We start from the raw sequence: 17,346 nt of genomic DNA, 5'->3' as shown, positions 1-17,346 counted from the left end.
GCGCCATCAGGCCAGGGTCACGCGCGCAAAGCGGCGCTTGCCCACCTGGACCACGTAGGTGCCGGCCGCCACTTTGGTCGCCTTGTCGCCGACCACGGCGCCGTCGATCTTCACGCCGCCCTGCTCGATGTTGCGGTTGGCCTCGGAGGTCGAGGGCACCAGGTTGGCCTGCTTGAGCAGCTGGGCGATGCCCAGCGGCGCGCCGGCGAGGCTTACCGAGGGAATGTCGTCCGGCACGCCGCCGCGCGCGCGGTGATTGAAGTCTTCCAGGGCCTTCTCGGCATCGGCGGCGCTGTGGAAGCGCGTGACGATCTCCTGCGCCAGCGCCACCTTGCAGTCGCGCGGATTGCGGCCCAGCGCGATCTCCTCCTTCATCAGGTCGATCTCGCTCATCGGGCGGAAAGACAGCAGCGTGAAGTACTGCCACATCAGGTCGTCCGAGATGCTCATCAGCTTGCCGAACATGTCGTTCGGGGCTTCCGTCACGCCGATGTAGTTGTTCTTGGACTTCGACATCTTTTCCACGCCGTCCAGGCCCACCAGCAGCGGCATGGTCAGGATGCACTGCGGCTCCTGCCCGTATTCCTTCTGCAGTTCGCGGCCGACCAGCAGGTTGAACTTCTGGTCGGTGCCGCCGAGCTCAAGGTCCGACTTCAGCGCGACGGAATCGTAGCCCTGCATGAGCGGATAAAGGAACTCATGGACCGAAATCGGAATCCCAGACCGGAACCGTTTGGTGAAGTCGTCGCGCTCCATCATCCGCGCGACCGTGTATTTGGCCGCCAGCTGGATCATGCCGCGCGCGCCGAGGGGGTCGCTCCACTCGCTGTTGTAGCGGATCTCGGTCTTCGACGGGTCGAGTACCAGGCTGGCCTGACGGTAGTAGGTCTGGGCGTTGGCCTCGATCTGCTCGCGGGTGAGCGGAGGACGCGTGGCGTTGCGGCCCGAGGGATCGCCGATGGTGGACGTGAAGTCGCCGATCAGGAAGATGACCTGGTGGCCAAGGTCCTGCAGCTGGCGCAGCTTGTTGAGGACCACGGTGTGGCCGAGGTGGATGTCGGGCGCGGTCGGATCCAGGCCGAGCTTGATCCGCAGGGGCACGCCGGTGGCTTCGCTGCGGGCTAGCTTCTGCAGCCATTCGGATTCGATCAGCAGCTCGTCGCAGCCACGTCTCGTGACCTCAAGTGCGCGCATCACCGACGGCGTAAGTGGATATTTGGCCGCGGCGGCCGGGGACACTTCAGTCATGACGTAAGTCGTTGAAATAAATAGGAAATCTTCGAAGTATGGCTGGCAGCGTTCTGGTATAATTCGCGCTTTGCGCCTGGTGGGACTACCCGCCGGCCAACCGCCAAACCGTCATTGTAGGCGGCAACGCAGGCGGCAAACCAACACGGCCCGCGCCGCACCTCGGGGGAGGAAGGCAGGCGATACACATCGTCGCGGCAGCGGAGCCCGAATTTAAGGCTGAATTTTACGTGATGTGGTCCAGACTCCGCGAAGTTTTCGCGCGCGAGCTGGTGGTGCTTGTCGACCCGACCAACCCCCAGCATGCCCGGCGCCGGAAGCAACTGACCGTTGCGGTCGGTACGGTTTTCACGCTCGGCATGGCAGCGGCGATGGGCGTCGCCCCCCGCAACGCCTATATAGATCCCCAGGCACCCCGCGTGCTGCAACCCCTGCGCATGCCAGACCTGCGCGCACAGCTGGATCAGCTGACCGAGACCGACTCCAGCATTTATGTGCGGCAGGATCGCATGCAGCGCGGCGACACCATCGCCACCGTGCTGCGCCGCCTGGGCGTCGACGATCCCGATGCGCAGTCCTTCATCCTCAAGAACCCCACCGCCCGCGGCCTGTTCAACCTGAACCCGGGCCAGGCCTTGCAGGCGGAAATCGACGACAGCAACCTGCTGGTGTCGTTGCAGGCCAATCTAGGCGGCGATGCCGCCGCTTCCCGCGAACTGGTGATCGAGCGCGTGGCGCCGAAGACCGAAGGCGGCGACTACACCTACAAGGCCCGCATCCAGACCGTCGACAACGACGTGCACTATGAGATGGCGTCCGGCGCCATCGATGCGGCAGGCTTCTTCAAGTCGATGGACGCGGCCAACGTCCCGGACGAAATCGTCGAACAGATGATCTCGATCTTCTCGGGTGTCATCGACTTCCATCACGACATTGCACGCGGCGACCGCTTCCGCATCATCTACGAAGCTGGCTTCCGCGATGGCAGCTTCGTGCGCAACGGCCGTGTGGTGGCCGTGGAACTGATCAACCGCAACGCCCTGCACCAGGCGCTCTGGTACGCGCCGGAAGACGGCGAGCCGGGCGCCTACTACACGTTCGACGGCCGCAGCATGAAGCGCCCGTTCCTGCGATCGCCGGTGGAGTTTTCACGCGTGTCGTCGGGCTTCGGTGGCCGCGATCATCCGTTGCACCACAGGTGGGCGCAGCACAAGGGCGTGGACTTTGCCGCGCCGCAAGGCACCAAGGTCTTTGCGTCCGGTGACGGCACCGTGGAGTTCGTTGGCCAGCAGAACGGCTACGGCAATATCATCGTGCTGCAACATGCGGGCGGCTATTCGACTTACTACGCCCACCTGTCCGGCTTTTCCGGCGTGCGCCAGGGCCAGCACGTGAACCAGGGTCAGGTGATCGGGTTCGTCGGCTCCACGGGCTGGGCAACAGGCCCGCACCTGCACTACGAGTTCCGCTTCAACGACGTGCCGCAGAACCCGCTCACCATCACGCTGATGGAAGCGCCGACGTTGACCGGCAAGTCACGCGCGCAGTTCCTGACCTATACCAGCGCCATGCTGAGCCGCATCAACATGCTGCGCACCTACAACGTCCTGACCGCCAGCAACTAACCATGTCCGTGCCCCCGGTGCCCAGCGAGCGATTCATCGGCCTGATGTCGGGCACCAGCATGGACGGCGCGGACGGCGTGCTCGTCGATTTCTCGGGTGAGCAGCCCTTGGTACTGGCAGCGGCCCACGAGCCGTTTCCGGCAGCGGTGCGCGAGGCATTTGGCGCGCTCCAGCAGCCCGGCGACGATGAGATTCACCGCGAGGCGATGGCAGCCAACGCCCTGGCACGCGTCTATGCCGATTGCGTGGCCACGCTGCTGCGGCTGTCCGGCGTCTCCGCCGCAACGGTGGCCGCGATCGGCGCGCACGGCCAGACTATCCGTCACCGGCCCGGTCAATACGACAACATCGGCTACACACGGCAGAGCCAGCATCCGGCATTGCTGGCAGAGCTCACGCGAATCGACGTGGTGGCGGACTTCCGCAGCCGCGATATCGCCGCCGGGGGCCAAGGCGCGCCCTTGGTGCCCGCGGTGCATGCAGCGCTGTTCGGCGTGCCTGACGAGACGCGAGTGGTCTGCAATATCGGCGGCATCTCCAACATCAGCATCCTGCCGGCGGCCAGCACGGGCCGTCCGGTGACCGGCTTCGACTGCGGCCCCGGCAATGCGCTGCTCGACGACTGGATCCTTCGCCATCGCGGCCTGCCATACGACGACGACGGTGCATGGGCGGCCAGCGGCAAGGTCGACGCGACACTCCTCGAACAATGCCTGGCGGAGCCGTACTTCCGCGCGGCGCCTCCCAAGAGCACCGGACGCGATCTCTTTCATCCCGGATGGTTGCAGGCATTACTCACGCCACTCGGCGAACAGCAGCCGGCGACCAGGGACATCCAGGCCACGCTGGCCACGCTGACAGCCACGGCCATCGCGCGCGATGTGCAGGCGTACGCCGCCGATGCGAGTCGACTGATCGTCTGTGGTGGCGGCGCGCGCAACGGCTTCGTCATGGCAACGTTGGCGCGACTGCTGCCGGGCGTCAGCGTACAAACGACGGATGACTTCGGCGTGCCCGTATCGCAGGTGGAGGCCCTCGCCTTCGCCTGGCTGGCGCGCCAGTGCCTGCTTCGGGCACCGGGCAACGTCCCCACGGTCACTGGTGCCACGGGCTCGCGCGTTCTCGGGGCGATTTACCCGCGTTGAACCGAGCGCGCGAAGCGCTGCACATGGGTCTGCGTGCAGTGCTTGCCTGGCCGAGTGCCAGCCCCTCAGGCCCCGTCAGCATCCAGAAACAAAAAAGCGCACCGAAGTGCGCTTTTTTGCTGAGCAAGGCTGCGGTCTCAGACCGAGAACGACGAGCCGCAACCACAGGTGGTCGAAGCGTTCGGGTTCTTGATCACAAACTGGGCGCCGTTGATGTCTTCCTTGTAGTCGATCTCAGCGCCTACCAGGTACTGATAGCTCATCGAGTCGATCAGCAGCGTGACGCCGTTCTTGACCATCGTGGTGTCGTCTTCGTTGACGTCTTCGTCAAACGTGAAGCCGTATTGGAAGCCAGAGCAGCCGCCGCCCTGCACAAACACGCGCAGCTTCAGCTCGGCATTGCCCTCTTCCTCGATCAACTGCTTGACCTTGTCGGCGGCGCTGTCGGTAAAGACGAACGGTGCCGGCACGTCCTCGGTTACGGGTGCCTCTGCGACTGCGTTCATGGGGGTTCTCCTGTTTAGATACGCTCGTATTCTAAGCGCTACTCACAAATCGTGCCGAAGCCCTTTGTTTTCAAGGGGCTCTGGGCGCTAACGCCACATGCTCATGCGGGCACACCCGCGCGTTCAGGGGCGTTGTCGTCGTCCTGCATCGCCGCCGCGTCGGGGGATTGATCCGTTGCCTTGTCCGCCTTGCCTGTTTTGGCCTCGGCGGAGCCGGAGAAGTTCGGCAGTGCCTTCACTTCGCCCTGGACCAGCGGCACCAGACGACCTTCGACGATGGCACCTTGATGCATTTCAAGCGCAGCATAGTGCACCTCACCATGGACGCGAGCATGCGGTTGCAGCTCGAGCAACTCACCAGCGTGAACAGGTCCCGTCACGGTGCCATTGAGGATCAGGTGGCCAACGCGAACCTCCCCTTCGACGATCCCTTTTTCGCTGATGACGAGCATGCTGGGCTTACCGTCGGCGGCAACCACGTTGCCACGCACGCGACCATCCAGCCGCAGCCCGCCGGAAAACGTCACATCGCCTTCGATGGCGGTATCCTGGCCCACGAGCGTATCGATGGACAGGCCTTTCTTCTTCGAAAACAGCATGTTCTTCTCCTTGTTCTCGCGAACTACGGCGTTACCGACTGTGTCGCGCGCACCTGCCCGTTCTGAAGAACACGGACTGATACGGCGCGGACTTCGGCATCCTGGGGAATCCCCAGATCGCCTTCGATGCGCTGGTAATGCGTGAGCCGAACCGCCGGCAAGGGCGGCTCGCTCGGCTGAGGCACCGTGAGCGTTAACGGCTTCCCACTCCGAATTGCTGAAATTATGAACTGCAATTCACCCCGAAATTCCGGCTGCTCGACAAAAGCCTTGGAGCCACCCTGCATCACGAGCAAACGATAGTGCATGGCATGCGGTCGAGTTTCATCCATCGCGACCCGGAAACTCCGGACGTGAATGCCCGAGGTATCGCCGGACGTAGGCAGGAGTGTCTCGAAAAATCCCAGGTCCTCCTTCAACTGCCCGGCCTCCGCTTCCGCGGTCTTCAACTGCCGGGCGAGCTGATCCTGCGCCGCATGCGCCATCTCCAGCTGCGCCTCCGCCGTGTCCGCACCCGCCCGCAACCGGTCGCGCTCGGCCGTTACGTCCGCCAGTTGCGTGCGCAGTTGTGCATTGACCGCGGCCAGTTCCTGTCCGCCGGTCATTCGGCTGTTGGCGGTGTAGGCCCAGAAGGCCAGACACGTACCGACGAACAGCAACAGCGCAACGCTCAGCGCCCATGTTCGCCACGAGCGATGCCCGCGAAGCATCGCGCGCGACGTCCGCAAACCCTTGCGAGGCCGCAACGGCCGGTACTTCAGGCCCATCTGGCTACCCGGCTCGACGCGCGGTGGCCGCCAAACTGCCCGGCAATCCAGTGCTCCATGATTTGCCTCTCCATTCGCAGGCCCGTGATTGTATCTCCGGACGGTCATTGTGCGAATGACAAGTATGACAACTGGAACACTTACCCATCTCTGTAACGTATTCGAGTCGAATCACGAGCCACAGCGCGAGTCGGGGCAAAAAAAAACCGCACGACGAATCGTGCGGTTTTTCCGGATTCGCAAGGCTCGCCAGAGCGAACCTGCGAATGCGCATCAGCGCTTCGAGAACTGCTTCCGGCGACGTGCCTTGTGCAGACCGACCTTCTTACGTTCCACTTCACGTGCATCGCGCGTGACGTAGCCAGCCTTCGACAGCGCCGACTTCAGCGTGGCGTCATAGTCGATCAGGGCGCGGGTGATGCCGTGACGGACAGCACCGGCCTGGCCGGTTTCGCCACCACCGGTGACGTTGACCTTGATGTCGAACGTCTCGGCGTGAGCCGTCAGTTCCAGCGGCTGGCGCACGATCATCAGCGAGGTTTCGCGAGCGAAGTACTCATTGATGGGCTTGCCATTGACGACGATGTCGCCCTTGCCCGACTTGATGAAGACACGTGCCACAGCGCTCTTGCGGCGGCCAGTACCGTAATTCCAGTTACCGATCATGGATTGGCCCCCTTAGATTTCCAGCACCTTGGGCTGCTGCGCTTCATGCGGATGCTCGGCTTCGGCGTAAACCTTCAGCTTCTTGATCATCGCATAGCCCAGCGGACCCTTCGGCAGCATGCCCTTCACAGCCTTTTCCAGGGCGCGGCCCGGGAAACGTTGCTGCATCTTGCCGAACGTCGTTTCGTAGATACCGCCCGGGTAACCCGAGTGGCGGTAATACTTCTTGTCCGTTTCTTTGGTACCCGTGACGCGCAGCTTTGCTGCGTTGACGATGATGATGTAATCACCGGTGTCGACGTGCGGAGTAAATTCCGGCTTGTGCTTGCCGCGCAGTCGGCGTGCCACTTCGCTGGCAACACGGCCGAGGACCTTGTCCGTCGCGTCAATCACGTACCAGTCGCGCTTTACCTCATGAGGCTTGGCGGAAAAGGTCTTCATGATTTTTCCTGACTATTGAATACTGCCCGATTTGACGGTCGCCGTTTTAGCGTCCTGTCGATCGGCCGGCCCTTTGGACCTGACCTTCCTGCTTGTATTTGCAGGCTCTCCCTGACTTCTTTCCCGGGGGCAATGACCGGAAAAGCCGTCGATTATACTGGCGGACGACTGGAACGCACAAGCAAAGTCGTGGCTTTTCGTCAAGATGTCCGACCCGATGCCGAGCAACCCGCGCAAACATGCGGCTCCGGCGCCACGCGATGTGCGCCGGGCCTGGATAATTGCCTCCGCGAGCCCTGTCTTCGAGATCTGTCACCGCTTGCCATCGACGAAAGCATGGACAAAAGCACGGACGAAAAAAAACCCAAGTCGGTTGGACTTGGGTTTGAATCCACCAAAGGAGGAGGGTGGAGGAGACACTGGGTGATCGACGGTGCCGGTCGTGGCGGGCGGTGCGGCGAGCGATGGAGGTGTTGATTACCTGACTTTCGCTTTCGCACTCTGGCGCGCTGCATGCGCCGTCGTTCAATGACTGGAATTATACATGCAGGTCCCGCGGATGCAAGAAAATTTGCACTGCGAAATCGCATTGCATATTACGAAATGCCCTACACGATACACACAAGAACACAATATTCTTTAAAAACAACCGCTTGAGGAAAGTCATCGGATGACAGTCAGACGCCGACTTAGAGGAAACCCTCGGATTTGCGCGGGAAATCCCTTGGCCGCGACGCCGCACCCCGATGTCATATACTCAGCAAATGCAAGATTCGTGATCACGCGGACGTGAGCGAAAACACACAATCAGGAACCAAGGAACGAACAAAATGGAATGCAAAGTGACATGGATGGGCCCCGAGGGCATGAGCTTTGTGGCCCAGACCGGTAGCGGTCACATCGTTGCGATGGACGGTGCACCCGATGGCGGCGGCAACAACCTTGCGCCGCGCCCCATGGAAATGGTGCTGCTCGGCACGGGCGGCTGCACGGCCTATGACGTGGTACTGATCCTCAAGCGCGGCCGCCAGGACGTGCGCGGCTGCTCGGTCAGGCTCGAAGCCGAGCGCGCCGACGCCGATCCGAAGGTCTTCACGAAGATCAATTTCCACTTCACGGTTACCGGCCGCGGCCTGGACCCCGTCAAGGTGGAACGCGCGATCGAGCTGTCGCACGAAAAGTATTGCTCGGCCTCGATCATGCTGGCCAAGACCGCCGAGATCACGCACACGATGGAAATCGTCGAGGGCTGAACGCCCCGACCGAAGACGCCGCCCGGCCGCGCCGGGTGGCTTGGGAAACAGAAGCAAAGCAGGCCGATAAGCCGGATTCTGTGCACCCCGCCCACCTTGCGGCGGACGACGCGTGACAACCATTCCTCTAGGCCGACCGTTACCGGCCGGCTCCAGCTCCCTACCCGCAGGCTCAGCGGGCCGCTTCAGCGCCTGCCTATTTGGGATTGCTCCAGGTGGAGGTTACCGCGTTTCACCCTTCCCGCCAGGCGAACCTGGCGGCAAGACTCGTCTCTGTGGCCCTATTCCGCACGTTGCCGTGGATGGCTGTTAGCCAACACCCTGCCCTGTGGAGTCCGGACTTTCCTCCCCTTGCGCCTTGCGACGCAAGCAGCGGTTGTCTGGCCTGCTTTGCGGGCCGCAGTCTAACACTGATGGATCGGCAGGTCAGCCCGTCACTGCAGCCGACCCGCGCCGGCCCGGGCGAAACACGGAGACGTCGTCATAGAACGCCGGCTCGGCGTTTTCGTCACACCAGCCCGGAATGCCCAGTACCGGGAGCGGCGCGAAGCAGCGCCCGCCCTGCAATGTCCCCTGATCCGCCGCCGTGGCGAGCGACCGCGCCAGCAGCCGGTCCAGTTCCTCTCGCGGGGTATTCGGGGGCGCCGCGATCCACCAGGCATGAGCCGTCACGGCTTTGTACGGCCGCACGAGCTTTTGCAGCAACGCATGGCCGAACGGCACTACGGTGACGGCTTCGGGCCAGGCCGCCCGGCGGTCGATAAAAAGACTGCGCCATGCAAACCCGCGCAATGCCGCCACCAGGCCAGCGTCCTCTGTGACCAGGATCACCGCGTTCTCGTCGAACAGCGTTGCCGCATCACGCACCCCTCCGCGCACGGGTTGGATGCCGTCCCGATCAATCGCGTCGGCCTGCAGCCGGTTCAGCAGCGATTTGGTCTCGGGAAAATGCAGCCAGACGAGCGCATTGAACACGTCGTGGAGATTGTCGCGCGTCGGCACCTCACCGGTCGCGAAGATGTGGGATTCGTAGGCCTGACCGTCCGGCAGCGCGGCCTGCGGTACGAACCGTAGGGGCAGCCCCCGGGCATTGGTCAGGCCAGCAGCTTGCCGGCTGAGTGCCTGCCGGACATCGCCGCCGTCCAGTGCCATGCCGGACGCGGCAAATGGCCGGAACCACGGCCGCGTCCAATCGATGCCGTCAAACAATGCGCTCAGCGCGCCTTCCAGCGCAGCGTTTCGCCGCCACGCAGCGGCACCAGCGTGGTGTCGCCAAACGGCAGTTCCGCCGGCAGCTCCCAGTCCTCGCGCGCCAGCGTGAGCGTGCCCGTGTTGCGCGGCAGGCCGTAGAACGCCGGGCCGTTGAAGCTGGAGAACGCCTCGAGCTTGTCCAGCGCGCCGGCGATGTCGAACGCCTCGGCATACAGCTCCATCGCGTGCAGGGCCGTATAGCAACCGGCACAGCCGCAGGCATGTTCCTTCAGGCCACGCGCATGCGGCGCGCTGTCGGTGCCCAGGAAGAAACGCGCATCGCCCGACGTGGCCGCCTTGACCAGCGCCTCGCGGTGGATTTCGCGCTTGAGCACCGGCAGGCAGTAGTAGTGCGGACGAATGCCGCCGGTAAAGATTGCGTTGCGGTTGTATAGCAGGTGGTGAGCGGTGATCGTCGCGCCGACCGGACCTTCGGCCTCGGCGACATATTCGGCCGCGTCCTTCGTGGTGATGTGCTCGAACACCACCTTCAGCTCCGGAAGATCCTTGCGCAGCGGGCGCATCACGCGGTCGATGAACACCGCCTCGCGGTCGAAGATGTCGATGTCGCCATCGGTCACCTCACCATGCACCAGCAGCGGCAAGCCTTCGCGCTGCATGGCTTCCAGGGTGGCGTAGCACCGGCGGATATCGGTCACGCCGGCATCGCTGTTGGTCGTGGCGCCGGCCGGATACAGCTTCACCGCATGGATAAAGCCACTGGCCCTGGCAGCCGCGATTTCCTCGGGCGGCGTGTTGTCGGTCAGGTACAGCGTCATCAGCGGCTCGAACGTCATGCCGGTCGGCAGCGCGGCCAGGATGCGGGCGCGGTAGGCACGGGCCTGCTCCACCGTGGTCACGGGCGGCTTCAGGTTCGGCATGATGATCGCGCGGGCAAACTGGCGCGCGGTGTCAGGCAGCACGGCGGCCAGCGCCGCGCCGTCGCGCAGGTGCAGGTGCCAGTCGTCCGGGCGGGTGATCGTGAGCTTCTGGGTCATTGCTGGTATGCGTCCCGAAACCGCGAGGGCAGCGACGGGACTGTGCGAAGTTAGAGAATCAGGATGGCGCGGTAATCGTTCACATTGGTGCGTGTCGGGCCGGTCACGACGAGATCGCCAATCGCGTCGAAGAACCCCCAGGCATCGTGCGCATCGAGCTGCCGCCGCGCCGAGATGCCCGCGGCCTCGGCCCGCGTCAGCGAATCCGGCGCCGCCAGGGCACCGGCATTGTCCTCGGAGCCATCGATGCCGTCGGTATCGGCCGCGATTGCATGGACATTTTCCGCCCCCGCCAGCTCGATGACCAGCGACAGCAGGAATTCGGAACAACGCCCGCCGCGGGCCTTGTCCGCGCCTTCGCCCGGCAATGTGACCGTGCATTCGCCCCCGGAAATCAGCGCCACCGGCGCGGCGAACGGCGCATTGTACGCGCGAATTTCACGCACCAGCGCGGCGTAGACGCGCGCGACTTCCTGGGCTTCGCCGGTGACGGTATCGCCTAGAACCACCGGCTGGATGCCTTGTTTGCGGAACAGCGCCGCGGCCGCATCCAGACTCCCGTGCGCCGTGGCGATCATGCGATTGTCCACGCGGGCGAACAACGGGTCGCCAGGCTTTGGCGTTTCATCGATCTCGCCGCGCGCACCGCGCTCCAGATGCGACTGCACCGTGGCCGGCACGGTCGCGCCATAACGCTTCAGGATGGCGAGTGCGTCACCATAGGTACTCGGATCGGCCACCGTCGGGCCCGAGGCGATCGCGCTCGGGTCGTCGCCCGCCACGTCGGAGACGATCAGCGTCGTCACCGGCGCGCGGCTGGCCTGCGCCAGACGTCCACCCTGGATCCGCGAAATGTGCTTGCGCACGATGTTCATCTCGGTGATCGGCGCGCCGCAGCGCAGCAATTCGCGCGTGGTGGCCTTCAGATCCGCCATCGGAATACCCTCGGCCGGCAGCGACAGCAGGCTGGAGCCACCGCCGGAAACCAGCACGATCAGCCGGTCATCGGGCCCCAGCGCCTGGACGCGCGCGAGAATCTCCGCGGCAGCCTGCTCTCCCGCCTCGTCCGGAACCGGATGGCCCGCCTCGATCACGCGGATATGCGCGGTCGGCAACCCGTGGGCATAGCGCGTGACGACGATGCCTTCCAGCGTGGCTCGGCCCGCGTAGGCCTGCTCCACGGCCAGCGCCATCGACGCCGCGGCCTTGCCTGCACCGACCACCAGCGTCCGGCCACCCGCATGGGGTTCCGGCAGATGGTCAGCCACGATCTGGAGCGGATCGGCGGCGGCAACCGCTGCGCGGAAGCTATCAAGCAGCAATGTACGGGGATCGATATGCAGGCTCACAGCGCCTCCGCAATCGCGCGGCCCAGGTCGGCGGTACTGGCCGTGCCGCCAATATCCCGCGTCAACGGGGCGTGGCCCGGGCCCGCGGCCAGGACCTTTTCGATCGCACTCAGCACGGCGGCACCCGCTTCGGCATGGCCAAGATGTTCGAGCATCATCGCGCCGCACCAGATCTGTCCGATCGGGTTGGCTACGCCGCGCCCGGCGATGTCCGGTGCCGAGCCGTGCACCGGCTCGAACAGGCTCGGATAGGTCCGATCCGGGTTGATGTTGCCGGAAGGCGCCACGCCGATCGTGCCCGTGCAGGCCGGTCCCAGGTCCGAAAGAATGTCGCCAAACAGGTTGCTGGCCACCACGACATCGAACCAGTCCGGGTGCTGCACGAAGTGTGCGGTCAGGATGTCGATGTGGTACTTGTCCACCTTCAGGCCCGGATAGTTGGCGGCCATGGCCTCCACGCGCTCATCCCAGTAGGGCATCGTGATCGAAATGCCGTTGGACTTGGTGGCCGATGTCAGGTGCTTCTTCGGGCGTTTCTGCGCCAGTTCAAACGCGAACTTGAGAATACGATCCACGCCGGTGCGGCTCATGACCGTTTCCTGGACCACGATTTCCCGCTCCGTGCCCGGGAACATGCGGCCGCCAATGCTGGAGTACTCGCCCTCGGTGTTTTCCCGCACGACGTAGAAGTCGATATCTCCGGGCTTGCGATCGGCCAGCGGGCTCTTGATCCCGGGCATCAGCCGCACGGGACGCAGGTTCACATATTGATCGAACGAGCGGCGGAACTGCAGTAGCGAACCCCACAGCGACACGTGGTCAGGGATCTTTTCCGGCCAGCCCACGGCCCCGAAGTAGATGGCGTCGTACTTCGTCAGCGTATCGAACCAGTCGTCCGGCAGCATCTTGCCGTGGCGCTCATAGTAGGCGTAGCTGGAAAAATCGAAGTGGTCCCACTGGAAGTCGATGCCAAAGCGGCGCGCGGCGGCGTCCATGACACGGATGCCTTCGGGCATCACTTCCGTTCCAATTCCGTCTCCGGGAATGACAGCGATCTTGTATTGGCTCATGGCTGGGAAGGGTCGGGGCTGAACAGCTTGAGGGGGCGCCCGGGCGCCGCGCTTGGCAGCGTCCCGCACGCGCGGGATAATGTCCGCATTCTATTGCAAAGCGGCAGCCCCCTGCCGCACCGGTGCCCCGCCATGTGCCAGCTGCTAGGCATGAACTGCGCCACGCCTACCGACGTGACGTTCTCCTTCACCGGCTTCGCCGCCCGCGGCGGCGTGACCGACCATCACTCCGACGGCTTCGGCGTGGCGTTCTTCGAAGACAAGGCCTGCCGGCTGTTCATCGACAACCAGTCGGCCGGTACATCGCCCGTGGCGGATCTGATCAAGAAATATCCGATCAAGTCCAAGAACGTCATCTCGCATATCCGCAAGGCCACGCAGGGCACGGTCCTGTTGGAGAACTGCCACCCGTTCATGCGCGAGCTCTGGGGCCGGCACTGGATCTTTGCCCACAACGGCGACCTGAAGAACTTTGCGCCGTTCCTCTCAGGGGTCTACCAGCCCGTGGGCGACACCGACAGCGAACTGGCGTTCTGCACGCTGATGCAGGGCCTGCGCAAGCGGTTTCCGGGATCCCAGCCGCCGCTGAACGAACTCGGCCATGCGCTGGCGGACATCACGCGCGACATCACGCTGCACGGCGTCTTCAATTTCCTGCTCTGCAACGGTCAGGCGCTCTTCGCGCATTGCTCCACGCACCTGTATTACATCGTGCGGCAGTGGCCGTTCTCCAAGGCGCATCTGATCGATGCCGACCTGTCGATCGACTTTGCCCAGGTGACCACGCCCGACGACCGCGTGGCGGTAATCGCCACCGCGCCGCTGACGGACAACGAGACCTGGACGCGCTTTGCGCCGGGAGAGCTGATCATGTTCGAGAACGGCCTGCCGACGATGACGCTGACCGTGCCGATTCCGCCTGAGGTGCAGGCGAAGAACGCGGCGAACACCGCCTGCACCTGATCCCGCGCCGCGGCGGATGCGGGTGCCGGAACGAAAAAAGGGACGCCAGCAGGCGTCCCTTCTTGCTTCCAGGCCTTGCAGGCCGGCCGTCGATCAGTGATGCAGGATCTTCGACAGGAATTGCCTGGCGCGGTCCGAGCGCGCATCGATGTTGCCGAAGAATTCTTCCTTCGCGCAGTCCTCGACGATCTTGCCGGCGTCCATGAAGATCACGCGGTTGGCCACCTTGCGTGCAAAACCCATTTCGTGGGTCACGCACATCATGGTCATGCCTTCCTGCGCCAGCTGCACCATCACGTCCAGCACCTCGTTGACCATTTCCGGGTCCAGCGCCGACGTCGGTTCGTCGAACAGCATGCAGATCGGGTCCATCGACAGCGCACGGGCGATGGCCACGCGCTGCTGCTGCCCGCCCGACAGCTGGCCGGGGAACTTGGCCGCCTGGCTCTTCAGGCCCACGCGCTCCAGGTACTTCAGGCCCTTGGCGGTGGCTTCTTCCTTCGAACGGCCGAGCACCTTCATCTGGGCGATGGTCAGGTTCTCGGTGATCGACAGGTGCGGGAACAGCTCGAAGTTCTGGAACACCATGCCCACGCGCGATCGCAGCTTGGGCAGGTTGGTCTTCGGATTGCCCACCGAGGTGCCATCGACCAGGATGTCGCCCTTCTGGAACGGCTCCAGCGCGTTGACAGTCTTGATCAGCGTGGACTTGCCTGAGCCCGACGGGCCGCACACCACCACCACTTCACCCTTGGCGACCTTGGTGGTGCAGTCGGTCAGCACCTGGAAGGCGCCGTACCACTTGGAAACGTCATTAATTTCGATCATACAGCCACCTTTTTCTGGTAACGCTTGACCAGCAGCGAAGCGGAGAAGCAGATAAGGAAGTACACGAGACCGGCGAACAGCAGCATTTCCACGATGCGGCCGTCGCGCTCGCCAATGCCATAGGCCTGGCCGAAGAAGTCAGCCAGCGCGCTCACGTACACCAGCGACGTATCCTGGAACAGGATGATGCCCTGGGTCAGCAGCAGCGGCACCATGTTGCGGAACGCCTGCGGCAGGACCACCAGCCGCATGGTCTGGCCGTAGGTCATGCCCAGCGCCTGTGCGGCGAACATCTGCCCGCGCGACACGCTCTGGATACCGGCACGGATGATTTCCGAGTAGTACGCGGCCTCGAACAGCGCAAACGCCACCAGCGCGGAGGTCATCCGCAAATCGGCCGCGGGAGACAGGTTGAACACCTTCTGCAGCAGCTGCGGAATGATCAGGAAGAACCACAGCAGCACCATCACCAGCGGAATGGAGCGGAAGATAGTCACGTACCCCTGCGCAAACCAGTTCAGCGGCTTGATGGAGGACAGGCGCATCATCGCGAGGATGGTGCCCCAGACGATGCCGACGACCACCGCGGTGACGGTGATCTTGAGCGACACCAGCATGCCCTCGCCCAGCACGTGCAGCGTGGAGGGATTGATGGAGGTGAAATCGAATTCGTATGCCATGATCGTCCCCTTACTTGCCGCCAATGAAGCCCGGCACGCGGGTACGGCGTTCCACCCAGCGCATGATCAGCATCACCGTCACATTGATCAGCGCATACATCAGCGTGACCGCAATGAACGACTCGTACGGGCGCGCCGTGTAGTCCACCAGCTGGCGGCCCTGCGCGGCCAGCTCCAGCAGACCGATCGTCGACGCGACCGCGGAGTTCTTGAAGATGTTCAGGAACTCGGAGGTCAGCGGCGGCACGATCACGCGGAACGACATCGGCAGCAGCACGTAGCGATACGTCTGCGCCAGCGAGAAGCCCATCGCCAGACCTGCATTGCGCTGGCCTGGCGGCAGCGAATTGATACCCGATCGCACCTGCTCGCAAACCCGCGCGGCGGTAAACGTGCCCAGGCAGAGCATGGCAGCGACGAACTGCTGCGCGAACGGGTTCATCTGCTTGATCGTCTCGCCGCCGGGCAACAGCTCCGGCATCACGAAATACCAGATGAACAACTGCACGAGCAGCGGAATATTCCGGAAGATTTCGACGTAGGTGGCTGCCAGCCCCGACAGCCACTTGTTCGGCACGGTGCGCAGCACGCCCAGCACCGACCCGATGGCAAGGGCGATCACCCACGAGGACAGGCCCAGCGCGACCGTGACCTTGAGACCGGAGATCATCCAGTCCAGGTACGTTTCGTTCTGCGCCGCCTGCTCGAGGAAGACTCCCCAGTGAAAGATGTAATCCATGTTGCGTCCTCAAAAAGAAACGGAAGGACTTCTCCTTCCGTTTCGCACTGCCCTGATCGCGGAGATCAGTCGAGTGCCTTGTCGTTCGGGGTCTTGAAGAGCGCCTTCATGTCTTCGGACAGCGGGAAGTCCAGGTTCAGGCCCTTCGGCGGCACCGGTTGCATGAACCACTTGGCATACATCGTGTTGATCGAGCCGTCCTTCATCAGGCCGGTGATCACGTTGTCGGACAGCTTCTTGAACGGTGCGTCATCCTTGCGGATCATGCAGCCGTACGACTCGCGCGACTGCGCCTTGCCCACGACGATCCAGTCGGCCGGGTTCTTGGCCTTGGCGCGTTCGCCGTAGAGCAGCGCGTCGTCCATCATGAACGCCACGGCACGGCCCGATTCCAGCGTCAGGAACGACTGGCCATGGTCCTTGGTGCTGATGATGTTGAGGCCCAGCTTCTGGTCATCGTTCATCTTGCGCAGCAGGCGCTCGGACGTGGTACCGGCGGTGGTCACCACGTTCTTGCCCTTCAGGTCGGCCCAGTCCTTGATGCCGCCATCCTTCTTCACCATGATGCGGGTGCCGATGATGAAGATGCTGGTGGTAAACGATGCCTGCTTCTGGCGCTCGAGGTTATTGGTCGTGGACCCGCACTCGATGTCGATCGTGCCGTTCTGCAGCAGCGTGATGCGGTTCTGCGAGGTGATCGGGATTTCCTTGACCTGCAGGTTCGGCAGCTTCAGCTGGTCCTTGATGGCTTCCACGATCTTCATGTTGATATCGTAGGAATAGCCCACCTGGCGCACGCCGCCCAGGTTGTAGTTGAACGGAATCGAAGAATCCCGCACGCCCAGCGTGATAACACCCGTATCCTTGATCTTCTGCAGTGTGCCCGTCAGCGGCTCGGCTGCCTGCGCGGTACCGCACAGGACGCCCGCCGCGATCATCAGGCTAGCCAGCTTGGCTACATTCATAACATCTCCTTGACCATGAAGAGAAAGGCGGGACTCTAGCAAAAAGGTCCCACCAGCGAAACAGTATTGCTTAGCTCGTGACCCAAAACAACGGGTTTTTCCCCTAAGTGGTGCCGTTTCGGGCATGGTTTCGCGGCGATGCGTCAAAATGAGACACAACTGCGAACGCTTGCGCCATTCGGCTGCGGGCCGCACAGGTACGAAAACGCGGCGACCGGAACTCTCCGGCCGCCGCGTTGTGCCATTTGCCGAA

18 protein-coding genes and 1 other RNA gene are annotated in these 17,346 nt (G+C 63.4%); 4 read left to right on the top strand and 15 right to left on the bottom strand.

What is annotated here, in order from left to right:
- Positions 1 to 6: 6 nt before the first annotated feature.
- The gene (gene tyrS / locus BLR29_RS07780; protein WP_092135951.1) at positions 7 to 1,248 is read right to left on the bottom strand and encodes a tyrosine--tRNA ligase; all 1,242 of its coding nucleotides are present in this window, start codon (positions 1,246 to 1,248) and stop codon (positions 7 to 9) included.
- A gap of 233 nt (positions 1,249 to 1,481) precedes the next feature.
- Here tyrS and BLR29_RS07775 point away from each other — a divergent pair, with 233 nt between their 5' ends.
- Both BLR29_RS07775 and BLR29_RS07770 read left to right on the top strand, forming a co-directional pair.
- Complete coding sequence (locus BLR29_RS07775; protein ID WP_092135949.1) at positions 1,482 to 2,873, top strand: M23 family metallopeptidase; 1,392 nt, start codon at positions 1,482 to 1,484, stop codon at positions 2,871 to 2,873.
- A 2-nt stretch (positions 2,874 to 2,875) separates the two neighbouring features.
- A complete protein-coding gene (locus tag BLR29_RS07770; RefSeq protein WP_092135947.1) occupies positions 2,876 to 4,018 on the top strand; it encodes an anhydro-N-acetylmuramic acid kinase in 1,143 nt (380 codons plus the stop codon).
- Between the two features lie 137 nt (positions 4,019 to 4,155).
- On the opposite strand, the gene erpA is transcribed toward BLR29_RS07770, so the two are convergent.
- The 5 genes from erpA to rplM form a co-directional block, all read right to left on the bottom strand.
- Positions 4,156 to 4,524, bottom strand: a complete 369-nt coding sequence (gene erpA, locus BLR29_RS07765) for an iron-sulfur cluster insertion protein ErpA (RefSeq protein WP_092135946.1) — start codon at positions 4,522 to 4,524, stop codon at positions 4,156 to 4,158.
- A 101-nt stretch (positions 4,525 to 4,625) separates the two neighbouring features.
- Entirely contained in the window at positions 4,626 to 5,123 is a 498-nt protein-coding gene (locus tag BLR29_RS07760) for a bactofilin family protein (RefSeq protein WP_092135944.1), read from the bottom strand.
- Positions 5,124 to 5,146: 23 nt separating this feature from the next.
- Positions 5,147 to 5,890 (bottom strand): DUF6776 family protein, encoded by a 744-nt coding sequence (locus tag BLR29_RS07755; protein ID WP_092135942.1) that lies wholly within the window; start codon positions 5,888 to 5,890, stop codon positions 5,147 to 5,149.
- A gap of 273 nt (positions 5,891 to 6,163) precedes the next feature.
- Positions 6,164 to 6,556, bottom strand: a complete 393-nt coding sequence (gene rpsI / locus BLR29_RS07750) for a 30S ribosomal protein S9 (RefSeq protein WP_092135941.1) — start codon at positions 6,554 to 6,556, stop codon at positions 6,164 to 6,166.
- A gap of 12 nt (positions 6,557 to 6,568) precedes the next feature.
- Positions 6,569 to 6,997: a 50S ribosomal protein L13 gene (rplM, locus tag BLR29_RS07745; RefSeq protein WP_092135939.1), complete on the bottom strand. Its 429-nt coding sequence runs from the start codon at positions 6,995 to 6,997 to the stop codon at positions 6,569 to 6,571.
- Between the two features lie 830 nt (positions 6,998 to 7,827).
- Here rplM and BLR29_RS07740 point away from each other — a divergent pair.
- Positions 7,828 to 8,250, top strand: coding sequence for an OsmC family protein (locus tag BLR29_RS07740; RefSeq protein ID WP_092135938.1), 423 nt, complete (start codon positions 7,828 to 7,830; stop codon positions 8,248 to 8,250).
- 51 nt (positions 8,251 to 8,301) lie between these two features.
- On the opposite strand, the gene rnpB is transcribed toward BLR29_RS07740, so the two are convergent.
- The 5 genes from rnpB to BLR29_RS07715 all read right to left on the bottom strand — a co-directional run bounded on the left by rnpB (position 8,302) and on the right by BLR29_RS07715 (position 12,918).
- Positions 8,302 to 8,642: RNase P RNA component class A (gene rnpB, locus BLR29_RS07735), an RNA gene on the bottom strand.
- A gap of 34 nt (positions 8,643 to 8,676) precedes the next feature.
- Complete coding sequence (locus BLR29_RS07730) at positions 8,677 to 9,459, bottom strand: DUF3025 domain-containing protein (RefSeq protein WP_092135936.1); 783 nt, start codon at positions 9,457 to 9,459, stop codon at positions 8,677 to 8,679.
- 5 nt (positions 9,460 to 9,464) lie between these two features.
- A complete protein-coding gene (gene pyrC / locus BLR29_RS07725; RefSeq protein WP_092135935.1) occupies positions 9,465 to 10,499 on the bottom strand; it encodes a dihydroorotase in 1,035 nt (344 codons plus the stop codon).
- 50 nt (positions 10,500 to 10,549) lie between these two features.
- Complete coding sequence (locus BLR29_RS07720; protein WP_092135933.1) at positions 10,550 to 11,848, bottom strand: glycerate kinase type-2 family protein; 1,299 nt, start codon at positions 11,846 to 11,848, stop codon at positions 10,550 to 10,552.
- Positions 11,845 to 12,918, bottom strand: a complete 1,074-nt coding sequence (locus tag BLR29_RS07715) for a tartrate dehydrogenase (protein WP_092135932.1) — start codon at positions 12,916 to 12,918, stop codon at positions 11,845 to 11,847. The genes BLR29_RS07720 and BLR29_RS07715 overlap by 4 nt, the downstream gene beginning before the upstream one ends.
- Before the next feature lie 132 nt (positions 12,919 to 13,050).
- Between BLR29_RS07715 and BLR29_RS07710 the strand changes: the two genes are divergently transcribed.
- Positions 13,051 to 13,881: a class II glutamine amidotransferase gene (locus BLR29_RS07710; RefSeq protein ID WP_092135930.1), complete on the top strand. Its 831-nt coding sequence runs from the start codon at positions 13,051 to 13,053 to the stop codon at positions 13,879 to 13,881.
- Between the two features lie 93 nt (positions 13,882 to 13,974).
- Here BLR29_RS07710 and BLR29_RS07705 read toward each other — a convergent pair whose 3' ends face one another.
- The 4 genes from BLR29_RS07705 to BLR29_RS07690 all read right to left on the bottom strand — a co-directional run bounded on the left by BLR29_RS07705 (position 13,975) and on the right by BLR29_RS07690 (position 17,093).
- Positions 13,975 to 14,709 carry an amino acid ABC transporter ATP-binding protein gene (locus BLR29_RS07705; RefSeq protein WP_092135929.1) on the bottom strand — a complete coding sequence of 245 codons (735 nt, stop codon included), beginning with the start codon at positions 14,707 to 14,709 and terminating at the stop codon, positions 13,975 to 13,977.
- Complete coding sequence (gene gltK / locus BLR29_RS07700; RefSeq protein WP_092135928.1) at positions 14,706 to 15,389, bottom strand: glutamate/aspartate ABC transporter permease GltK; 684 nt, start codon at positions 15,387 to 15,389, stop codon at positions 14,706 to 14,708. The genes BLR29_RS07705 and gltK overlap by 4 nt, the downstream gene beginning before the upstream one ends.
- Before the next feature lie 10 nt (positions 15,390 to 15,399).
- On the bottom strand, positions 15,400 to 16,128 hold the full coding sequence (locus BLR29_RS07695; RefSeq protein WP_092135926.1) for an amino acid ABC transporter permease: 729 nt from the start codon (positions 16,126 to 16,128) through the stop codon (positions 15,400 to 15,402).
- 65 nt (positions 16,129 to 16,193) lie between these two features.
- Positions 16,194 to 17,093 carry a glutamate/aspartate ABC transporter substrate-binding protein gene (locus tag BLR29_RS07690; RefSeq protein WP_092135925.1) on the bottom strand — a complete coding sequence of 300 codons (900 nt, stop codon included), beginning with the start codon at positions 17,091 to 17,093 and terminating at the stop codon, positions 16,194 to 16,196.
- Between the last annotated feature and the right edge of the window lie 253 nt (positions 17,094 to 17,346).

The sequence above is a fragment of the Cupriavidus sp. YR651 genome (assembly GCF_900101625.1).
Classification (GTDB): domain Bacteria; phylum Pseudomonadota; class Gammaproteobacteria; order Burkholderiales; family Burkholderiaceae; genus Cupriavidus.
Note: the sequence above shows the minus strand (reverse complement) of the source record. Positions and strands in the feature narration are given on the sequence as shown.

Excerpts from the sequence above, each read along its gene's own strand:
- tyrS (WP_092135951.1), bottom strand. The coding sequence starts at position 1,248 with ATGACTGAAGTGTCCCCGGCCGCCGCGGCCAAATATCCACTTACGCCG.
- BLR29_RS07775 (WP_092135949.1), top strand. The coding sequence starts at position 1,482 with ATGTGGTCCAGACTCCGCGAAGTTTTCGCGCGCGAGCTGGTGGTGCTT.
- BLR29_RS07770 (WP_092135947.1), top strand. The coding sequence starts at position 2,876 with ATGTCCGTGCCCCCGGTGCCCAGCGAGCGATTCATCGGCCTGATGTCG.
- erpA (WP_092135946.1), bottom strand. The coding sequence starts at position 4,524 with ATGAACGCAGTCGCAGAGGCACCCGTAACCGAGGACGTGCCGGCACCG.
- BLR29_RS07760 (WP_092135944.1), bottom strand. The coding sequence starts at position 5,123 with ATGCTGTTTTCGAAGAAGAAAGGCCTGTCCATCGATACGCTCGTGGGC.
- BLR29_RS07755 (WP_092135942.1), bottom strand. The coding sequence starts at position 5,890 with ATGGGCCTGAAGTACCGGCCGTTGCGGCCTCGCAAGGGTTTGCGGACG.
- rpsI (WP_092135941.1), bottom strand. The coding sequence starts at position 6,556 with ATGATCGGTAACTGGAATTACGGTACTGGCCGCCGCAAGAGCGCTGTG.
- rplM (WP_092135939.1), bottom strand. The coding sequence starts at position 6,997 with ATGAAGACCTTTTCCGCCAAGCCTCATGAGGTAAAGCGCGACTGGTAC.
- BLR29_RS07740 (WP_092135938.1), top strand. The coding sequence starts at position 7,828 with ATGGAATGCAAAGTGACATGGATGGGCCCCGAGGGCATGAGCTTTGTG.
- pyrC (WP_092135935.1), bottom strand. The coding sequence starts at position 10,499 with ATGACCCAGAAGCTCACGATCACCCGCCCGGACGACTGGCACCTGCAC.
- BLR29_RS07715 (WP_092135932.1), bottom strand. The coding sequence starts at position 12,918 with ATGAGCCAATACAAGATCGCTGTCATTCCCGGAGACGGAATTGGAACG.
- BLR29_RS07710 (WP_092135930.1), top strand. The coding sequence starts at position 13,051 with ATGTGCCAGCTGCTAGGCATGAACTGCGCCACGCCTACCGACGTGACG.
- BLR29_RS07705 (WP_092135929.1), bottom strand. The coding sequence starts at position 14,709 with ATGATCGAAATTAATGACGTTTCCAAGTGGTACGGCGCCTTCCAGGTG.
- gltK (WP_092135928.1), bottom strand. The coding sequence starts at position 15,389 with ATGGCATACGAATTCGATTTCACCTCCATCAATCCCTCCACGCTGCAC.
- BLR29_RS07695 (WP_092135926.1), bottom strand. The coding sequence starts at position 16,128 with ATGGATTACATCTTTCACTGGGGAGTCTTCCTCGAGCAGGCGGCGCAG.
- BLR29_RS07690 (WP_092135925.1), bottom strand. The coding sequence starts at position 17,093 with ATGAATGTAGCCAAGCTGGCTAGCCTGATGATCGCGGCGGGCGTCCTG.